At 45.0% G+C, this 19,989-nt stretch carries 16 protein-coding genes; 13 read left to right on the top strand and 3 right to left on the bottom strand.

Translation table 11 applies throughout. The annotated features are described in order from the left end of the window. Positions 1-238: 238 nt before the first annotated feature. Positions 239-2,317, top strand: coding sequence for an excinuclease ABC subunit UvrB (uvrB, locus tag GPK88_RS11925; protein ID WP_173762410.1), 2,079 nt, complete (start codon positions 239-241; stop codon positions 2,315-2,317). 86 nt (positions 2,318-2,403) lie between these two features. Here uvrB and GPK88_RS11920 read toward each other — a convergent pair whose 3' ends face one another. The 3 genes from GPK88_RS11920 to GPK88_RS11910 all read right to left on the bottom strand — a co-directional run bounded on the left by GPK88_RS11920 (position 2,404) and on the right by GPK88_RS11910 (position 6,187). After that, positions 2,404-2,673, bottom strand: a complete 270-nt coding sequence (locus GPK88_RS11920) for a hypothetical protein (RefSeq protein ID WP_173762409.1) — start codon at positions 2,671-2,673, stop codon at positions 2,404-2,406. Between the two features lie 117 nt (positions 2,674-2,790). Further along, entirely contained in the window at positions 2,791-4,386 is a 1,596-nt protein-coding gene (locus GPK88_RS11915; protein WP_243279008.1) for a response regulator, read from the bottom strand. Then, a complete protein-coding gene (locus GPK88_RS11910; protein WP_059085385.1) occupies positions 4,361-6,187 on the bottom strand; it encodes a sensor histidine kinase in 1,827 nt (608 codons plus the stop codon). The genes GPK88_RS11915 and GPK88_RS11910 overlap by 26 nt, the downstream gene beginning before the upstream one ends. Positions 6,188-6,432: 245 nt before the next feature. Here GPK88_RS11910 and GPK88_RS11905 point away from each other — a divergent pair, with 245 nt between their 5' ends. The 12 genes from GPK88_RS11905 to GPK88_RS11850 all read left to right on the top strand — a co-directional run bounded on the left by GPK88_RS11905 (position 6,433) and on the right by GPK88_RS11850 (position 19,970). Further along, a complete protein-coding gene (locus GPK88_RS11905; RefSeq protein WP_092071267.1) occupies positions 6,433-7,668 on the top strand; it encodes an ABC transporter substrate-binding protein in 1,236 nt (411 codons plus the stop codon). A gap of 78 nt (positions 7,669-7,746) precedes the next feature. Next, complete coding sequence (locus tag GPK88_RS11900; protein WP_044961978.1) at positions 7,747-8,625, top strand: carbohydrate ABC transporter permease; 879 nt, start codon at positions 7,747-7,749, stop codon at positions 8,623-8,625. 11 nt (positions 8,626-8,636) lie between these two features. Next, positions 8,637-9,491, top strand: a complete 855-nt coding sequence (locus GPK88_RS11895) for a carbohydrate ABC transporter permease (RefSeq protein WP_021652326.1) — start codon at positions 8,637-8,639, stop codon at positions 9,489-9,491. 41 nt (positions 9,492-9,532) lie between these two features. Continuing rightward, positions 9,533-10,642: a glycoside hydrolase family 172 protein gene (locus GPK88_RS11890; RefSeq protein ID WP_215707842.1), complete on the top strand. Its 1,110-nt coding sequence runs from the start codon at positions 9,533-9,535 to the stop codon at positions 10,640-10,642. A gap of 15 nt (positions 10,643-10,657) precedes the next feature. Next, entirely contained in the window at positions 10,658-11,854 is a 1,197-nt protein-coding gene (locus GPK88_RS11885) for an ABC transporter substrate-binding protein (RefSeq protein WP_252197762.1), read from the top strand. A gap of 232 nt (positions 11,855-12,086) precedes the next feature. Continuing rightward, positions 12,087-13,130 carry a heat-inducible transcriptional repressor HrcA gene (gene hrcA / locus GPK88_RS11880; protein WP_059085387.1) on the top strand — a complete coding sequence of 348 codons (1,044 nt, stop codon included), beginning with the start codon at positions 12,087-12,089 and terminating at the stop codon, positions 13,128-13,130. 18 nt (positions 13,131-13,148) lie between these two features. After that, a complete protein-coding gene (gene grpE, locus GPK88_RS11875) occupies positions 13,149-13,784 on the top strand; it encodes a nucleotide exchange factor GrpE (RefSeq protein WP_059085388.1) in 636 nt (211 codons plus the stop codon). 53 nt (positions 13,785-13,837) lie between these two features. Further along, complete coding sequence (gene dnaK / locus GPK88_RS11870) at positions 13,838-15,730, top strand: molecular chaperone DnaK (protein ID WP_148447345.1); 1,893 nt, start codon at positions 13,838-13,840, stop codon at positions 15,728-15,730. A 21-nt stretch (positions 15,731-15,751) separates the two neighbouring features. Further along, entirely contained in the window at positions 15,752-16,951 is a 1,200-nt protein-coding gene (gene dnaJ / locus GPK88_RS11865; RefSeq protein WP_021977659.1) for a molecular chaperone DnaJ, read from the top strand. Between the two features lie 159 nt (positions 16,952-17,110). Beyond that, a complete protein-coding gene (gene prmA, locus GPK88_RS11860) occupies positions 17,111-18,064 on the top strand; it encodes a 50S ribosomal protein L11 methyltransferase (protein WP_118071205.1) in 954 nt (317 codons plus the stop codon). A 4-nt stretch (positions 18,065-18,068) separates the two neighbouring features. Beyond that, positions 18,069-18,812 (top strand): 16S rRNA (uracil(1498)-N(3))-methyltransferase, encoded by a 744-nt coding sequence (locus tag GPK88_RS11855; protein WP_118062783.1) that lies wholly within the window; start codon positions 18,069-18,071, stop codon positions 18,810-18,812. Positions 18,813-18,815: 3 nt separating this feature from the next. Then, positions 18,816-19,970, top strand: a complete 1,155-nt coding sequence (locus tag GPK88_RS11850; protein WP_021977656.1) for a cysteine desulfurase family protein — start codon at positions 18,816-18,818, stop codon at positions 19,968-19,970. The last annotated feature ends 19 nt before the right edge of the window (positions 19,971-19,989 follow it).

Genomic DNA, 19,989 nt, shown 5'->3' with positions numbered 1-19,989 from the left:
TTTCAAAAATTTATTTGATATAATAGGGACTGTTACAAGAACAAACAGTAAAAATATGACAGAACCGGAGCCTGGTATCATCAGGTATTTCCGAGTGCTGTTTTATCCGCAAAAATCAGTTTTGTGACTTTTATTCGTAACGAGGTGGGAAACACATCTATTCACTATAAAAATGAGCTTTTCGTCACGAATCTGGATACGAATTTTTGGCTGATAATGATCATAGTAAAAGTCGCAAATGGAGGGATTTACCATGAATGCAGAAAAAGGACATTCGCAATCCGCTGACAATAGTCAGCTACTTGCTCATAAAAGCAGCCCACAGGGCGGACATGCTTTTAAATTAAAAGCCCCATACAAACCCACAGGAGACCAGCCTCAGGCAATTGAGAAATTGGTCGAGGGATTTAAAGAAGGCAACCAGTTCGAGACTTTGCTTGGTGTTACTGGCTCAGGTAAGACTTTCACAATGGCGAATGTCATTGCCCAGTTAAATAAACCAACTCTGGTACTTGCACACAATAAAACACTGGCGGCACAGCTTTATGGCGAGATGAAGGAATTCTTCCCTGAGAATGCAGTGGAATACTTTGTCTCTTACTACGATTACTACCAGCCGGAGGCTTACGTCCCCTCAACAGATACCTACATTGCCAAAGATGCATCCACCAACGACGAGATCGACAAGCTCCGTCTTTCCGCCACAGCGGCCTTATGTGAGCGGAAAGACGTGATCGTGGTTTCGTCGGTATCCTGTATTTACGGCCTGGGTGCACCTCAGGAGTTTTTTGATATGATGATCTCTCTTCGCCCTGGAATGGAGAAGGACCGTGATGAGGTTATCAAACAGCTGATCGATATCCAGTACACAAGAAATGAGATGGATTTTCATAGAGGAACTTTTCGGGTGCGTGGCGATGTGCTGGAAATCTTTCCAGCTAACTCTACAGACCGGGCAGTGCGTGTGGAATTTTTTGGCGATGAGATCGAGCGGATCACAGATATCGATGTGCTTACCGGTGAGATCAAAAGTGTGGAAAGCCATGCGGCGATTTTTCCGGCGTCCCATTATGTTGTGCCTCAGGAGCAGATCCGCCGTGCGGCAGATGCCATCCTGGAAGAGATGAAACATCAGGTGGAATATTTCAAAAGTGAGGACAAGCTGATCGAGGCCCAGCGAATTGCCGAGAGAACCAACTTTGATGTGGAAATGATGAAGGAAACAGGATTCTGTTCCGGAATCGAGAATTATTCCAGACATCTGACCGGGCTGGCACCGGGACAGCCGCCATATACCCTGATGGATTACTTCGGAGATGATTTTTTACTTATTATAGATGAGTCCCATAAGACAGTTCCCCAGGTTGGCGGTATGTATGCCGGTGATCAGAGCCGTAAACAGACACTGGTGGATTACGGCTTCCGACTTCCGTCTGCTAAGGATAACCGTCCATTGAGCTTTGATGAATTCGAGAACAAGCTTGACCAGGTAATGTTTGTATCTGCGACACCGGGAGAATATGAATATGACCATGAGCTTCTCCGCGCAGAGCAGATCATCCGTCCTACAGGGCTTCTTGATCCGAAGGTGGAGGTGCGTCCGATCGAAGGACAGATCGATGATCTTGTAGCAGAAGTAAATAAGGAAATAGAAAAGAAAAACAAAGTCCTGATCACGACCCTGACCAAACGTATGGCAGAGGACCTTACCGATTATATGAAGGATCTGGGAATCCGTGTCCGATACCTCCATTCAGATATTGACACTCTGGAGCGTGCAGAGATCATCCGCGATATGCGACTGGATGTGTTTGATGTGCTGGTTGGAATTAACCTTCTGCGAGAAGGGCTGGATATTCCGGAGATTACACTGGTAGCGATCTTGGATGCAGATAAGGAAGGCTTCCTTCGTTCGGAAACATCCCTGGTACAGACTATCGGCCGTGCTGCCCGGAACAGCGAAGGCCATGTGATCATGTATGCGGATAACATGACAGAATCCATGGAAAAAGCAATCTCGGAGACAGAAAGAAGGAGAGCGATACAGGAGGCTTACAACAGGGAGCATGGCATCACTCCGACCACGATCAAGAAGGCGGTCCGTGATCTGATCGCTGTTTCGAAGAAGGTGGCAGAGACAGAAGTGAAGCTTAAAAAGGATCCGGAATCCATGAACCGAAAAGAACTGACGAAGGTGATCGCTCAGGTAGAGAAGCAGATGCGTGCTGCGGCAGCAGACCTGAATTTCGAGCAGGCTGCTGAGTTGAGAGACAAGATGCTCGAATTAAAAAAGAATCTGGAAGAATTAACGGAATAGGCTGCAAAGCAGCTGACAGTACAACACCCCTGGCTGTAATAGCCAGGGGTGTTGCCGGGTATGCTCGATCTGTTTTTAGGAAAAGCTTATTTTGTAGTTGAAAAGCCTAGGGAGCGCAGGGTGATGCCGGAGCCCTTGAGAAGATCAGCCCAATATGGAACAGCCATATCCAGAGTGTCGTTGGCAAGCTCGGAAGCATCTTTTTGTGTCAGGATCTGCCTTAGCCTGGAAGAACTGATCCTGGGAGCGGCCTCTGTAACACAGACTGTGCCAGGCAGAATTGCCGATTCTGCCGGAAGCATGGCCAGTACAAAGACTGTTATCAGAGATATCAGGATTTTTTTCCATTTTTTCATAGCGATCCCTCCTTCGAAAAAATATGAGGGGTCTCTTTATTGATTGATTATAAGTAAAATTCCGGAGAAGGGCACTGGCATTTGTGCCAGTAACTTTGTTATAAAGAAGAGAAGAAGTTATGTATTCTGTTCCCGATAGGCGGAAGGTGTGATCCCCATTTTCTTTTTGAAGCTGGTGCTGAAATAATATTGATTGGCATAACCACATTTCAGGCTGATCTCCTTCAGACTCATAGTAGTCGTAGTCAGGTAACGGGCGGCTGCGGAAATTCGCTGAGATGTGATAAAGTCACTGAGACTGATCCCCTGATTTTTTTTGAAAAGAGCACTTAAATAAGCAGGGCTTACATTGGCAGAGGCAGCAATGTCATTGAGGCAGAGCGTATTGTCAGTGTAGTGTTCGTTGATATAGGAAATCACCAGTTCACAGAGCTTCTGGTGATAATCATTCATGGAGGAATCAAGCTTCCGGCATAAAAGATGGCACAGATCCTTCAGCCATTGACATAGCTCTTCCGTATTATGAAACTCATTTATGTGGTTGTAAACATACAAAATTTTAGCTTCAAGGTCATGCGTATCCAGATTTAATTCATAGAAAAATTTCAGGATCCGGCCAAGAAGAGAATAAATCTGTATGAAAGCGAAATTCTTTGTGCGAAATTTCTGAGTGAGCCAGTCGGAAAAATTCTGAAACCAGAGATCTATGGCAGCGGTATCCTTTTTGCAGAGAAGCCGGATCAGTTCATCCTCCTTTGTATCTGAAAAATCTGCAACAGACAGATCGGAACCCAGAGCGTCTCTTCCGTCAAAGATATTCTGATGAGGGAAAAAGAATCTGTATTCCAGCGCATGTACGGCGCTTTTATAAGAATGGTTCAGGTTCCAGAAATCCTGGACAATTGTTCCAATGCCTGCGTTGAGAGAAAGTCCCAGTGGCTGGCAGGCATCTGCGATTGAGGAAATAAGTCCGCTGGTAAGCTGGCGAAAGCTGTTGGACTGACAGCCGCTGTGTCCCAGAATGCACAGATAGCCATCCATATCCGGGAGAAGATACACAAAATCAAGAGAAGCGGTTTCCTCTGTTATCAGATCCTGAAGGTTGAGAAGCTCCATCTGAAACTTTTCAATCCCGTAAACGGATTTTAGATCCGGAGCATTTTCAAGCTCCAGAATAACAATTGCATAAAAATCATAATTCAGCTCCAGATTCAGATACTTAAGATAAGGCTTCAGTCGGTAGGCTGCTTCAGAAGACGGAAGGTGTGTGATCTCGCGGAAAAATTTTTCCGTAAGAAGAGGCCTGCTTTGTTTCAGAAGCTGGAGATTTTTCTGTTCCTTTTCCATCAGTGCAAAAGCGTTTTTTACCTTCTGGATAAGATAGGCATAATCCAGAGGCTTTTCGATATAATCCAGAGCACCGAGGAGCAGAGCACGTCTTGCATATTCAAATTTATCATAGGCACTGATCAGGATGATCTTCACCATAGGATTGATCTCAAGAGCTTGACGGCTCATGGAAATGCCGTCAAGATCAGGCATTTCAATGTCAGAAATGATCAGATCTGCCGGTTCTTTTTTCATGGCTTCGATAGCAGAGGTTCCATTGTAGCAGACATGGATGATCTCTGCATTCAGTGTTTCCCAGTCTATGTTTTTTTCGATACCTTCTGCAGATAAGTAATTATCATCTACGATCATTATTTTTTTCATCGATATCTTCCTCCATCTGTTCGAATTCAATGGTGACGTATGTGCCGTTTCCGGGGTTGCTGCGGATCCTTACGGAACCGTTTCCGTATAATGGGTTGGAAATACGGGAACTTACGTTGGAAATTCCAAAATGCTTCTCATAATCAATAACATTATGCTCAATAGCATGGCGCAGCTGTGCAAGGGTTTCGGAGTCCATGCCGGCACCGTTGTCCTCAATGGAGATCACAACCGTATCATCGCCATAAAGAACATGGATCGAAATGAAAACAGCTGGTGTGCCCGAAGAAATCCCGTGCAGAATGGAATTTTCGAGAAATGGCTGAAGTGTAAACTTGCAGATCAGGAAATTTTCGATTCCATCTTCTGCTTCGATCTCCCAGTCCAGATTATCTTTATGACAGAGCTTTTCCATTTCCAGATAAAGCCGGGCAATTTCCAATTCATCTTTAATAGGAATAAGTTCCTTTGATTTACGCAGGGTAAGACGGTAAAAGGCAGTCAGATTTGCAATCATCTGATCAGCAATGTCAAGCTTTCCAAGGGACTGGCAGGTACGGATCGATCCCAGGATATTGTAAAGAAAATGCGGATTGATCTGTGATTGGAGCAGCTGGTATTTCAGACGTTCTTCGTTTACGGAAAGATTTACAATGGACTTCAGGTTTCCGGCTATTGTGTGCTGCATATCTTCAAAGGTGATGCCCAGTCTGTCAATCTCATCATACCTGGAAGGATCATCCGGGTGGGGAACAGTAACGATAGATAGATGTTCCGGGTCATATCCCAGCTGAAAGGCTTCCATTGCATAGGAAAGTGCAGTGATCTTCCGGGTAAGATTTTCGGAAAACAGGATAACGATGATAACAGTAAGGAGCAAGAAAATAAGGACAGTGATCAGTAAGGCACGGATCAGGATGTGCGTGTTGCCCTGAATATAGCTTTCCGGGATTTCGGTAACATGAAGCCAGCCATTGCTTAAGGTGCAGCAGTTATAATATTTGTCGCCGCTGTGAAAAGAAGAATCTGCATTTCCTTTGAGTTTCTGAAACTGTGCTTTGGAAATTCCGGATAAATTCAGTGAGGATGTATTTTTTGCTGCAATCTCTCCGTGATCTGTGAGAATGTAGCTGTATATGCGGGAATCCAAAGCAGCAGGCTGCAGATAAGTGGTAAGCTCTGAGGTGTCCAGAGCAATGCCGTAGGCGTATTCCAGAATACCGGTGGCCTGATTTTTCAGTGCCCGGACGCAGAGGATCACATCGGCAGATGATTTTTTTGTGGACAGTATTTTAGGCAGAGGCATATTGGAAACCGGTATCCAGACAGAGGAAAAGCCTGAACCGGAAACAATATTTTTATCCAGACCATATGCAGAAAGCTCATCTGTGGAAAAGAAGTACAGGCTTTCTTTTGAACCGAGCTGATCGGGCTGCAGAAAAACATATATATGGAAGAAATCGAATGTGGATTTATACAGCGAAATATTGTTTTTTACAGTGGTGAATTTTTTCAGTGCATCTACCTTATTAGAGGAAGGCTGATTTAGGGAGTACATTTGAAACTGTATGGTATCTGCTACATTTTCAACCTGACCGAGGCGGTCGTTCAGCTGAGAGACCAGCTGCTTGTCAGTCATTACGGCAGAATCGATGATACGATCTCTGGCAATGTTATAGGAAATGTGATAGCTGATGAAGGTCAGGGAAATCAGAGGTACCATAGTTGCGATCAGAAATGCGAGCAGGAGCTTATAGCGAAATGAGGAAAAAATGGGTGGGATACATTTGTGGAATTTCATAGTACATATTCTCCTTTATGTCAAAAACAAATTAATGAAACCGAATTCAGCTGTGAAAAAAGCCGTTACAAATATAGATTATATAAAAGGATTATAAAAAATTAACAACAAAAATACAAGAGAACGAAAAATAATATAAATAAATCATAAAATATTGTATTTAGAATGAGGGGGCTCTCTGGTATCCTTAAACCATCAAAAACAGGTGTGGACAAACACGAAAATGTCCAGAAAGGAAGAAAGATATGAAGAAAAAAGTAATGAGTGCAGTTTTGGCAGCAGCGATGGTTGTGGGTATGGCAGGTAACGTGGTTACTGTTTCCGCAAAGGAAAAATATGATCTTACCTTATACAGCGTCAACACCACAGACCCGGATTTTGAGGACTGGCTTGCAAATGTGGAAGATGCCACGGGCCTGAACATTAATGTAATTGCGGCACCTACAGATACAGATACCCGTCAGCAGAAGATCACCACAATGCTTTCCACAGGAGATACTTCCGTGGATGTCATTGAGATCAACGATGAGATGAGCGCGGCATTTAAAAATTCCGGATGGCTGGAAGGACTGAACGATACAGTAATGACAGATGATATCGCTGATCAGTTTGCCCAGGGATATGTAAAGGATATGATCACAGATAAGGACGGAAACATCGTCGGTGTTCCAGGCTATACAGGATATCTTGCATTCTGGGTAAATCAGGAGATCATGGATGAGGTCGGAATCAAATCCATTGATACAAAAGAGGATTTCATGAAGTATATGAAGGCTGTTTCCAAGGACGGAAGATTCGGCTACGGCGGTTCCTGGGAGAAAACCTATGCATTTAACGAGCTTGCACAGTTTGTAAACATGTTCGGCGGCGATTATTTTGACTGGACCAAAGAGGAAAACAAGGAAGCAGTTCAGTTCCTTCACGATCTGGTTGCTAATAAAGAAACATCCATCGAACAGATTGCAGATAAATATGACCAGATGAATCCGAAGATCAATGACGGAAAATACGGATGCTGGTTCATGTGGGGCCTTGGAACAGATTATGCAAAGGCAGATATGCTTGGCGCAGATAAGATCCACATGGAAATGGTACCGGATTTCAGCGGCAAGGGAGAGCGTGCGATCTTTACAGATTCCTGGAGCTATGTTCTCAACAAAGCATCCAAGAATAAAGATGCAGCTGTGAAATTCCTCCAGTATATGGCTGATGAAGGCGGAATGGAAGCTTCCTATAAAGCATTTGACAGATATCCTGCAAGAAAGGATGTTGCAGAGAAGGTAGTTCCGGATTCTGACCCGGCAAAAGAAATGTACAGCAGATATGCAAATGAATGCAATGTACAGGGACGTCCGATGGTGGCACAGACAATGGAATTTATCAGCGATATGGGAACAATCTTCCAGTCCTGTATGAAAGACGAGATTACAGTTGATGAGTTCTGCAAGAAGGCTCAGGATGTGGTAGATATGTATAAGTAAAAGATATAAAAAAACAGCAATGTAAAGCAGAGGTAAAAGTCTGCTTTACATTGCTTGATGAACAGGGAGGAAAGTTCCATGACAATAAGCAAAAAAAATATGAAGTGGATACCATGGCTTTTGATCCTGCCGGTTGTACTGATTCGAGGTTTTACAACAGTATATCCCATTCTGATGACTGTGAAAAACAGCTTCTTTAATATCAGTATCCTTGCAGGTATCAATGAATTTATAGGCTTCAAGAATTACCTGAAGGTATTTTCTGATCCTAAAGTGCTCACATCGATCAGCTTTACGGCAATATTTGTGGTTGCTTCCATGATCTTTCATGTGATCCTCGGAGTTATCCTGGCACTGATCCTGAATATGAAATTCAAAGGCCGCCGTTTTCTGAGGACCATCGTGCTGATCCCGTGGGCTATGCCTGCAGTAGTAGCCGGTATGGCTGCAAAATGGGCATTTAACAATGATTATGGTCTGATCAATGATTTTATCCGCTGGTTTGTACCGGGTTACCAGAACAGCTGGCTGATCAATACAGGTACTGCAAGAGCAGCGGTAATTGCAATGGACCTGTGGAAGGACCTTCCGTTCTTTGCAATTCTTGTACTTTCCGGACTTCAGTTTATTTCCGGCGATATCTATGAGGCAGCAAAGGTAGACGGTGCAAACGGGATCCAGAGCTTTTTCCGGATCACACTTCCGCTGATCGCAAAAAATGTCCTGACTTTATGTATTCCGTTCACACTCTGGAGACTGACAACCTTCGATCTGGTTTATTCCATGACATCTGGAGGCCCTGGAGAGGATACTGCGCTGATCGCATACAGAATCACAACAGAAGCATTTACAAATCTAAACGTAGGATATGCTTCGGCGCTGGCTATGCTGCTGTTTGTTGTAATGGCGATCTTCAGCTGGCTGAATATACGTGTTATGAATAAGTTTGACAGTTAGGGGGAATTATCGTGAAGAATACAGGAAAATATAATGTTTATCATGGAGTGGTAGCCGTTGGAAGATGGGTTCTGTTTGCAGTTGTGGCTTTTCTGATCCTGTTCCCGGTTTACTGGATCTTTATTTCTTCGATCACACCGTCAGGAGAACTGTTTAAAACACCGATCGATTATCTTCCGGATCATCCCACACTGGAAAGCTATAAATTTCTGATACAGAATGTAGGACTGCTTTCAAAGATCGGAAATACAGTTCTGATCGTAGGCATTACACTTGTGATCAGTACCGTGCTGTGTGCAATGGCTGCCTATGGCTTCTCAAGATTTAACTCAAAGGGAGTTTCTGTTGCATTTGCGTTTGTTCTGGCTACCATGCTGATCCCTGAGGTTGTCACAGCCCGCCCGCTGTATGAGTTTATGCAGAAGGTAAAGCTGTATGATACATATCCGGGACTTATCCTTCTTTATATCAGTACCGTTATACCGTTTACGGTTCTGATCCTCAGAAACTTTGTCGGTGAGATCCCGATCTCACTGGAGGAGGCAGCTGCTATTGACGGCGCATCTTTTTCACAGAGACTGTTTACGATCGTTCTGCCGCTGATGAAGCCGGCAATCGCTACGGTTTGCATTATCAACTTTATTACCTGTCTGAATAACTTTTTCACACCGTTGTTTTATTCAAATGGTATTCAGGTACTTTCTGTTTCCATCGTACAGCTTCCGTTACGTGACAACATGTATGGAGTTCCGTGGGATCTGGTCAGCGCCATGGGATGGATCATCCTTCTTCCGATCATTATCTTTGTAGCTGTTTTTGAGAAACAGATCATGGATGGTATCATGGCAGGTGGAGTAAAAGCGTAAATATAATATTTTTAATTTCCAAAAGAGAGGAGAAAACAGATATGTATCAGGCATTTACAGGCGGACTGGGAGGGATCGCACTTGCAAAGCATGGAAAAAGCCGTGCGATCAACGCAGAAAATCCTCATGGAGAAAAAGGCAGAGGCGGTATGGCTGCAAGTCATCTGGGACCGTCCAGAAAAGGAAGCCCGTGTCTCAGGGATATTGAGCCGGGAACTGTGGTAACTCTGGCAGAAATGGAAGGACCGGGACAGATCAATCATATCTGGATCACCGTTGATAACAAGACTACAGAGGCAGATTGCTTTGTACTGAGAGATCTTGTAATCCGTATGTACTGGGATGACGAGGAAACTCCTTCCGTGGAAAGTCCTCTGGGTGATTTCTTCTGCTGCGGATTCGGAAGGGAATGTTTTGTAAATTCTGTTCCGGTGGCTGTTGTTCCAAACAGGGGCTTTAACTGCTATTTCCCGATGCCGTTTAAGAAGAAAGCAAAGATCACACTGGAAAACCAGCATGCAAATAAAATCCCGGCTTTCTTTTATCAGGTAGATTACTGTCTCTATGATGAGCTTCCGGACGATATTGCTTATTTCCATGCGCAGTGGAGAAGGGAACGGTTGACAGAAAAAACAAAAGATTATACAATTTTGGATGGAGTAAAAGGAAAAGGCCATTATATAGGAACCTACATGGCACTTACCACACTGGAACGTTACTGGTGGGGCGAGGGAGAAATGAAGTTTTATATTGACGGAGATGAGGAGTATCCGACCATCTGTGGAACAGGAACGGAAGATTACTTTGGTGGTTCCTGGAGCTTTGCCAAACAGGTGGATGGAAAAACCGTGGAACAGAATTATAACACGCCGTATCTGGGATATCCGTATTATTCTGCCAATGACGAGCTGATCCACAATTTTTATCATAATGATGACTGCCCGCCAATGAGAGGCTTTTACAGATGGCATTTACAGGATCCAATCTGCTTTGAAGAGGATCTTCGCGTTACGATTCAGCAGATAGGCGTCGGATACCGTGGCCTGTTTGAACGACAGGATGATGTGGCAAGTGTAGCGTACTGGTATCAGACACTTCCTCATGCACCGTTCCAGCCGTTGATGTCAAAAGAGGATAGATGGCCCAGATAAAAAGGGTGGTAGAGATTGAAAAAACAGGTATTTTGCGGGGTATTTGCCCTGGCTCTGGCAGTGACAGGATGTGGAGTCCAGAAGAAGGAGGCTGCATCTGATATTGTGCCGGAGAACAGACAGGAACTGACGATCCTTCATGTGGATGCAGGCACAGAAGGCTTTGATTCTTTTATCAGCCAGGCGGAAAAAGATCTTGGAATAAAGATCCATATTGAAAAATGTCCGGCCAATGCGGACAATCGCCAGGCCAAAATAGCAACTCTTCTGACATCAGGAGATGATTCTGTTGATCTGATCACAGTAAATGATGAGATGATATCCGAATTTAAACATAAGGGATTTCTTCTTCCGTTGGAAGATACGGTTATGACAGAGGAGACAGCGGCGAATTTTCTGCAGGAATACCTGAAAGAAATATGCATGTCAGACGGACATATTTTTTCGGTACCGTTCAGGATGGATATCATGGCATTCTGGGTGAACCAGGAATTGCTGGATCAGGCTGGTCTGGACAGACTCTCCTGTCTCAGTGATCTTGAGATCCTTCAAAAAAAGCTTCAGAATACGGGAAAATATGCATATGGGGATGCATGGGAGATTTCTTACATATATAATAGTATCAGCGAGTATGTCGATTTTTTCGGAGGAGATTATACAGACTGGACGGATCCGAAAACAAGAGAAGCGGCAGAATATATGAAGCGAATGCTGGATACAGGGATGATATCAGAGGAGAATCTGATCGACCAGCATGACCAGCTGAATGAAAAATTTATAAACGGCCAGTATGGATGTATGTTTATGTATACCGGTGTGTTGAGTACTTTTCAGAATGCAGGCGTGTATGGAAAAGATAAGATCCATATGGCACCATTTCCGGAATTTGACGAGAAGGTGACCAATATCGCAACCTGGCAGTATGTACTGAATAAAAATTCTGATCATAAAGAAGCAGCTCTGAAGTTCCTTCAGTATGTGTCCGGATATGAGGCCAGTAAAAATTACGGACAGCTGACAAAAATGTGTCCGGCAAGACTGGATGTGATCGAGGATAAGAATTTTGATCTGGATGGCATTGAAATGATCCGGCAATATCTGAAAGATTATAAGCTGAAAGCAAGACCACTGTGTGCCGATTCCATAGAAGCCGTTTCGTCCATGGGAACGGAATTTCAGAAATATATGCTGGGACAGAAAACAGAAGCGTAATTTTTTGCCGGGGCACAGAACTGCATAGACCAGTATTACAAAAAAGCATCGTACTGATGCTTTTTTTGTTTTGAAAAAATAAGAACTTTTTTTCAAAACATATTGACAAATATTTTACATGGTGATATCTTAAAGACTGTAGATGTTAGCACTCCACTAAAATGAGTGCTAACAGATGTAAAAAAGAATCAACATCCGTCAGGAAAGAATAAAAAGGAAAGGAGATGGATTCATGGAAGAGGTGTTGAATGAGCGCAAGCAAAAAATCTTAAAAGCAATCATCAAGACCTATATGGAAACCGGAGAACCGGTTGGTTCCAGGACCATTTCCAAGTATGCGGATCTCAATGTCAGTTCCGCAACGATCCGAAATGAAATGTCAGACCTGACAGATATGGGCTATATCGTCCAGCCTCATACCTCAGCAGGAAGGATTCCTTCAGATAAGGGCTACAGACTTTACGTCAATGAGTTGATGAAGGAGAAGGAAGCGGAGGTCGCAGAGCTGCGAGATCTGATCATTGAGAAGACAGATAAGATGGATAAGGTGCTTAAGAAGGTTGCGAAGGTTCTTGCTTCCAATACCAACTATGCTACCATGGTTTCCGTTCCGCAGTACAGCGGCAACAAGGTCAAGTTCATCCAGCTGTCGAGGATGAGCGAGCTTCAGCTTGTGGCAGTGGTTGTCAGTGACAACAACACAGTCCGGAACCAGATCATCAATCTGGATGAGGAAATGGACGACCAGACGATCCTGAAACTGAATCTTCTTCTTAACACCAATCTCAATGGGATTCCAATCCAGGATATCAACCTTGGGATGATCGCCAGACTGAAGGAACAGGCAGGCAGCCACAGCGGTGTGGTGGCAACGGTTCTGGATGCAGTGGCAGCCACCATTCATGTGGAAGAGGAAGATATGGAGATCTATACTTCAGGTGCAACTAACATTTTCAAGTATCCGGAGCTTGCCGATAAAGAGAAGGCAACGGAGCTGATCTCCGCATTTGAGGAGAAGCATGAACTTGCCGATCTTGTAAAAGAACAGATGTCAGATGGAGAGAATACAGGAATTCAGGTTTACATCGGTGATGAGATGCCAATCCAGACCATGAAGGACTGCAGCATTGTAACTGCCAGATATGAACTGGGAGACGGAATGTACGGAACCATCGGGATCATCGGTCCCAAACGAATGGATTATGAGAATGTAGTGGACAGTCTGAAGGAACTGAAGAATCATCTGGATGACGTTTTGAAAAAGAAGAAAACTTAGAAAGGCGGTAGAAAAAAAGTGTCGGAGGAAACAAAGAAAACATCCGAAGAGCAGGAAGCGGAGAAGGAAATCCCCGTAACTGACGGAGATCAGGAAGAAGAAAACCTGACACCGGAGGGAGAAGATCTGCCGGAGGAAGAAAATAATACTCCAGGCGAAGAAGCTGCCTCAGAGGATAAAAAAGAAGAAAAATCAAAAACTTCCTTCTTCGGAAAGAAGAAAAAAGATAAATCTGAGCAGAAGGTGGAGGAACTTACCGATCGCCTGAAGCGTACCATGGCTGAATTTGATAATTTCCGTAAAAGAACGGAAAAAGAAAAATCCAGCATGTACATCATCGGCGCAAAAGAGATCGTTGAAAAGATCCTGCCGGTTGTGGATAACTTCGAAAGAGGTCTTGCACAGGCACAGGAAGGCGATGCTTTTGCAGATGGAATGAAAATGATCTACAAGCAGCTTACCACAACACTGGATGAGCTTGGTGTGAAGCCGATCGAAGCAGTGGGAAAGGAATTCAACCCGGATTTCCATAATGCAGTGATGCATGTGGAGGATGAAGAGGTTGGAGAGAACATCGTGGTGGAAGAATTTCAGAAGGGCTACACCTACAAGGATTTCGTAGTACGCCACAGTATGGTAAAGGTTGCAAACTAACTGACAACAAACTTTATTTTAACAGATACAGACTAAAACAGGAGGAAAAAATCATGGGAAAGATTATTGGTATTGACTTAGGTACAACAAACAGCTGTGTAGCCGTAATGGAAGGTGGACAGCCGACAGTTATCGCAAATACAGAAGGCGCAAGAACAACACCATCCGTTGTAGCATTCACAAAAACAGGAGAGCGTCTGGTAGGTGAGCCTGCAAAACGTCAGGCAGTTACAAATGCAGACAGAACAATCTCCTCTATCAAAAGAGAGATGGGTACCGATTACCGTGTAACCATCGATGACAAGAAATATTCTCCACAGGAGATTTCCGCAATGATCCTTCAGAAACTGAAAAAGGATGCAGAGGCATATCTTGGTGAGAAAGTAACAGAGGCAGTTATCACAGTTCCGGCTTACTTCAACGATGCTCAGCGTCAGGCTACCAAAGATGCAGGTAAGATCGCAGGTCTTGATGTAAAACGTATCATCAACGAGCCTACAGCAGCAGCTCTTGCATATGGCCTTGACAATGAGAAAGAGCAGAAGATCATGGTATACGACCTTGGTGGTGGTACATTTGATGTATCTGTTATCGAGATTGGTGATGGCGTTATCGAGGTTCTTTCCACAGCTGGTAACAACCGTCTTGGTGGAGATGACTTTGATAAGAAAATCACAGACTACATGCTTTCCGAGTTCAAGAGAACAGAGGGCGTAGATCTTAGCAACGATAAGATGGCTCTTCAGAGACTGAAAGAGGCAGCTGAGAAAGCTAAGAAAGAGCTTTCTTCCGCAACAACAACAAACATCAACCTTCCGTTCATCACAGCTACAGCTGAGGGACCGAAGCATTTCGATATGAACCTTACAAGAGCTAAATTTGATGAGCTGACACATGATCTTGTAGAGATGACAGCAGAGCCGGTTCGCCGTGCACTGTCTGATGCAGGTATCACAGCTTCTGAGCTTGGCCAGGTACTTCTGGTTGGTGGTTCTTCCCGTATCCCAGCTGTACAGGATAAGGTAAGACAGTTAACTGGCAAAGAGCCGAGCAAGAACCTGAACCCGGATGAGTGTGTTGCACTTGGTGCTTCCGTACAGGGTGGTAAACTTGCAGGTGATGCAGGTGCCGGTGATATCCTTCTTCTGGATGTTACTCCACTGTCACTGTCCATCGAGACAATGGGTGGTATCGCAACTCGTCTGATTGAGAGAAATACTACAATTCCTACAAAGAAGAGCCAGATCTTTTCTACAGCAGCAGATAACCAGACAGCTGTAGATATCAACGTTGTACAGGGTGAGCGTCAGTTCGCAAAAGACAACAAATCCCTCGGCCAGTTCCGTCTGGATGGAATCCCGCCAGCACGTCGTGGAGTTCCGCAGATTGAGGTAACATTTGATATTGATGCCAACGGTATCGTTAATGTATCCGCTAAAGACCTTGGAACAGGCAAAGAGCAGCACATCACAATCACAGCTGGTTCCAATATGTCCGATTCCGATATCGACAAAGCTGTCAAAGAAGCAGCTGAGTTCGAGGCTCAGGATAAGAAACGTAAAGAAGCTATCGACACAAGAAACAATGCAGACTCCATGGTATTCCAGGTTGAGAATGCATTGAAAGAAGCTGGCGACAAGCTTGACGCAAACGATAAAGCAAGTGTTGAGGCTGACCTCAATGCACTGAAAGATCTTCTTGCACAGACAGCAAATGCTCAGGAGCTTACTGATTCTCAGGTTGCAGACATCAAGGCTGCACAGGAGAAGATGATGGAGAGCGCTCAGAAACTGTTCTCCAAGATGTATGAGCAGACTCAGGGAGCTCAGGGTCAGGCTGGTCCTGGACCGGATATGGGCAACATGGGCGGAAACGCTGGTGCTCAGGGCGGAAATGAAGCAGGATACGGCGATGATGTTGTAGATGCTGATTACAAGGAAGTCTAAGACAAGTAGGAAATAATTACAATGGCTGATAAAAGAGATTATTATGAAGTCTTAGGTGTGGATAAAAACGCCGACGACGCAACATTAAAAAAAGCATATCGTAAGCTGGCCAAGAAATATCACCCGGATGTAAATCCGGGTGATAAAGAGGCTGAGGCGAAGTTCAAAGAGGCGACAGAGGCTTACTCCGTTTTAAGTGATGCCGACAAGAGAAGACAGTATGACCAGTTTGGTCATGCAGCATTCGAAAACGGCGGCGGAGGCGGTGCCGGCGGCTTTGGCGGATTCGACTTCAACGGTGCGGATATGGGAGACATCTTCGGAGATATCTTCGGAGACCTGTTCGGCGGCGGAGGCAGAACCAGACGGGCCAACAATGGACCGATGAAAGGTGCCAACCTTCGTGCACGTGTGAACATTACTTTTGAGGAAGCGGTTTTCGGATGCGAGAAAGAGCTGGAGATCGTTCTCAAAGATGAGTGTACCACATGTCACGGAACCGGAGCAAAACCGGGAACATCACCGGTCACATGTCCGAAATGTAAAGGCCAGGGCCAGATCGTTTACACCCAGCAGTCCATGTTTGGTATGGTACGTAATGTTCAGACCTGTCCGGACTGTAACGGAACCGGTAAGGTGATCAAGGACAAATGCAGTGCCTGCCGTGGAACCGGATATACTTCTTCCAGAAAGAAGATCCAGGTATCTGTACCGGCCGGTATCGACAATGGCCAGTGTATCCGTATCCGTGAAAAAGGTGAGCCGGGAACCAACGGCGGACCGAGAGGAGATCTGCTGGTTGAGGTAAATGTAGCCCGTCATCCGATTTTCCAGAGACAGGATATGAATATCTTTTCAACAGCTCCGATCACATTTGCACAGGCTGCACTTGGCGGTGAGATGCGGATCAATACCGTTGACGGTGAGGTTTCCTATGAGGTGAAGCCGGGAACACAGACGGATACAAGAATCCGCCTGAAAGGAAAAGGTGTTCCGTCATTACGTAACAAGAACGTTCGTGGTGATCACTATGTAACACTGGTAGTCCAGACTCCGACCAACCTTAATGAGGAGGCAAAGAAAGCTCTGGAGGCTTTTGATGCTGCATGCGGCAACCGTCCGGCAGCAGACAGTACAGCCGAGACTTCCGAAAAATCTGAAAAAACAGAAAAGAAGAAAAAAGGTTTCCGTGAGAAAGTCAAGGAAATGTTTGAGGAATAAATAAAGTGAAAACAGGAAAGAGGCATAAAAAGCCTCTTTCTTTTTTTTCTGTATTCGTGTATATTAAAAGAAGTGCCCGTTTTCAGGGAAACAGAAAACAGGCAACAGACAGGAAAAGAAATCCGTAAATGTGTATACAGCATAAGGAGATATAGAAATATGAAATGGAACCGTTTTACACTTAAGACAAAAACAGAGGCAGAGGATATTGTGATCTGCACACTTGCCGAGGTGGGAATTGAAGGTGTGGAGATTCAGGATAAACAGCCGCTGACCGATGAGGACAAAGCGCAGATGTTCGTGGATATCATGCCGGAAGGACCGGCAGATGACGGCATCGCATATCTGAATTTCTATCTGGAAGAGGATGCAGATACAGAAGCCATTTTGAAAGATGTAAAAGAAGCACTGGAAGATTTAAGAAGCTTTGTGGATATCGGAGAAGCTACCATCACAGAATCCCAGACAGAGGATAAAGACTGGATCAACAACTGGAAACAGTATTTCCATCAGTTCTATGTGGATGATATCCTGATTGTACCGTCATGGGAAGAAGTGAAGGCAGAGGATAAGGACAAGATGATCCTTCACATTGATCCGGGAACAGCTTTTGGTACAGGAATGCACGAGACTACACAGCTTGTGATCCGCCAGCTGAAGAAATTTGTGAAGCCGGGAATGGAGATTCTGGATGTGGGAACCGGAAGCGGAATCCTTGGAATCGTTGCACTGAAGCTTGGTGCAGGCCATGTGGTTGGTACAGACCTTGATCCATGTGCAGTTCCGGCAGTATCTGAGAATAAGGAGGCCAACCAGATCGAGGAGAAATCCTTTGACATGATGATCGGAAACATCATCGATGACAAAGACGTTCAGGATCAGGTAGGATATGAGAAATATGATATCGTAACTGCAAATATTCTGGCAGATGTTCTGGTACCGCTGACACCGGTGATCGTTGCACAGATGAAAAAAGGCGCTTATTACATTACATCTGGCATCCTGGATGTAAAAGAAGACGTTGTAGTGCAGGCTGTAAAAGACGCCGGACTGACTCTGGTAGAAGTGACTCATCAGGGCGAGTGGGTATCTGTGACAGCAAGAAAGGACTGATCTCATGCAGCGATTTTTTGTGGAACCTCATCAGATCGACGGGGAAAGACATGAGATCCACATCACAGGAAGTGATGTGAACCATATCGTGAACGTGCTCCGCATGAAAAAAGGCGAGGAGCTCTGGATCAGCGACAAGGAGAAAGAATATCACTGTGTGATCGAAAATGCCGGGGAGGATGAAGTGCTGCTCCACATCCTCTATGTCCAGGAGCCGGATTATGAGCTGAAAAACCGCATTTATCTTTTTCAGGGCCTGCCGAAAGCGGATAAGATGGAGCTGATCATCCAGAAAGCAGTGGAACTTGGGGCATACTCCGTAGTTCCGGTTTCAACCAGACGATGTGTGGTAAAACTGGATAACAGGAAAGCGGAAAAAAAGGTATCCCGCTGGCAGCAGATCGCGGAAAGCGCGGCAAAACAGTCCAAGCGCATGCTTGTTCCGGAAGTCCATTCCGTGATGACATTTAAGGAAGCCCTTGCTTACGCAAAAGAACTGGATGTTCTGCTGATCCCTTACGAACTTGCAAAAGGAATGAAAGAGACAAAGGAACTGATCCAGGCAATCGAACCGGGAAAAAGCATCGGTGTTTTTATCGGCCCGGAGGGTGGATTTGAAGAGCAGGAAGTGGCAGATGCCATGGAAGCCGGTGCGAAACCGATCACCCTGGGACACCGGATCTTACGGACAGAAACTGCGGGACTCGCAGTACTTTCTGTTCTGATGTTTCAACTGGAGGATGAATAAACTATGGAAGCATATTTTGACAATTCCGCGACAACGAGATGCTTCGATGAAGTAAAGGATATTGTCTGCAAAACCATGACAGGAGATTTCGGAAATCCTTCTGCCATGCATAAAAAGGGAATGGAAGCGGAGAATTACGTCCGCAAAAGCGCCCAAACCCTTGCAAAATTATTGAAAGTTAACGAAAAAGAGATTCTTTTTACCTCCGGTGGAACAGAATCAGATAATCTTGCCATTATCGGCGGCGTGGAAGCCAACAAGCGTATGGGAAACCATATCATTACAACGGCAGTGGAGCATGCGGCAGTGGCTCAGCCTTTTGCCTATCTGAAAGACCAGGGTTATGAGGTGACCATCCTTCCTGTGGATCATCAGGGAGTTGTGAAACTGGAAGCGCTGGAAGCAGCTCTGCGCCCGGATACGATCCTGGTGTCTGTGATGTACGTGAATAACGAAGTGGGAGCTGTGATGCCGGTAGAAGAGATCGGAAAGCTCGTCCACGAAAAAAGCCCGAAAGCGCTTTTCCATGTAGATGCCATCCAGGCTTTCGGAAAGTACCGTATCTATCCGAAAAAGCTGGGAATCGATCTTTTATCTGTAAGCAGTCACAAGATCCACGGACCAAAAGGCGTGGGCTTCCTCTACATCAACGAAAAAGTAAGAGTACAGCCACAGATCCTTGGAGGCGGACAGCAGAACGGCATGCGTTCCGGAACAGACAATGTACCGGGAATTGCAGGCCTTGGCGTTGCCGCAGAGATGGTATATACAGATTTTGATAAAAAAATACAGCACCTTTATGACCTGAAAGAACGGATGGCAGAGGGACTTTCAAAGCTTGGAGACATCACCATCAACGGAATGCCTTTAAGAGAAGGGGCACCGCACATCATGAGTGTGACTTTCCACGGGGTCCGAAGCGAAGTCCTGCTCCATACACTGGAAGAATTCGGAGTATATATTTCCGCAGGAAGTGCATGCTCCAGTCATAAGAGAAAACCAAGTGCAACACTGACAGCTATGGGACTTTCAAGAGCAGATGTGGAGAGTACCGTCCGCATCAGTTTCTGTGAGGAGAATACTTTCGAAGAAGTAGATTACTGCTTGGAAGCCCTGGGAAAAACCATCCCGATGTTACGCAGGTATGCACGTCGATAGAGAACACACAAGAAAGGAA

The sequence above is a fragment of the Blautia sp. MCC269 genome, from assembly GCF_018785655.1.
In the GTDB taxonomy this organism is placed as follows: domain Bacteria; phylum Bacillota; class Clostridia; order Lachnospirales; family Lachnospiraceae; genus Blautia_A.
Note: the sequence above shows the minus strand (reverse complement) of the source record. Positions and strands in the feature narration are given on the sequence as shown.

What these genes read in the sequence shown, in the direction of transcription:
- prmA (WP_118071205.1), top strand. Translation starts at nt 17,111, where the DNA reads ATGAAATGGAACCGTTTTACACTTAAGACAAAAACAGAGGCAGAGGAT.
- GPK88_RS11890 (WP_215707842.1), top strand. Translation starts at nt 9,533, where the DNA reads ATGTATCAGGCATTTACAGGCGGACTGGGAGGGATCGCACTTGCAAAG.
- dnaK (WP_148447345.1), top strand. Translation starts at nt 13,838, where the DNA reads ATGGGAAAGATTATTGGTATTGACTTAGGTACAACAAACAGCTGTGTA.
- GPK88_RS11850 (WP_021977656.1), top strand. Translation starts at nt 18,816, where the DNA reads ATGGAAGCATATTTTGACAATTCCGCGACAACGAGATGCTTCGATGAA.
- GPK88_RS11855 (WP_118062783.1), top strand. Translation starts at nt 18,069, where the DNA reads ATGCAGCGATTTTTTGTGGAACCTCATCAGATCGACGGGGAAAGACAT.
- GPK88_RS11900 (WP_044961978.1), top strand. Translation starts at nt 7,747, where the DNA reads ATGACAATAAGCAAAAAAAATATGAAGTGGATACCATGGCTTTTGATC.
- GPK88_RS11905 (WP_092071267.1), top strand. Translation starts at nt 6,433, where the DNA reads ATGAAGAAAAAAGTAATGAGTGCAGTTTTGGCAGCAGCGATGGTTGTG.
- dnaJ (WP_021977659.1), top strand. Translation starts at nt 15,752, where the DNA reads ATGGCTGATAAAAGAGATTATTATGAAGTCTTAGGTGTGGATAAAAAC.
- GPK88_RS11915 (WP_243279008.1), bottom strand. Translation starts at nt 4,386, where the DNA reads ATGAAAAAAATAATGATCGTAGATGATAATTACTTATCTGCAGAAGGT.
- uvrB (WP_173762410.1), top strand. Translation starts at nt 239, where the DNA reads ATGGAGGGATTTACCATGAATGCAGAAAAAGGACATTCGCAATCCGCT.
- GPK88_RS11920 (WP_173762409.1), bottom strand. Translation starts at nt 2,673, where the DNA reads ATGAAAAAATGGAAAAAAATCCTGATATCTCTGATAACAGTCTTTGTA.
- hrcA (WP_059085387.1), top strand. Translation starts at nt 12,087, where the DNA reads ATGGAAGAGGTGTTGAATGAGCGCAAGCAAAAAATCTTAAAAGCAATC.
- GPK88_RS11910 (WP_059085385.1), bottom strand. Translation starts at nt 6,187, where the DNA reads ATGAAATTCCACAAATGTATCCCACCCATTTTTTCCTCATTTCGCTAT.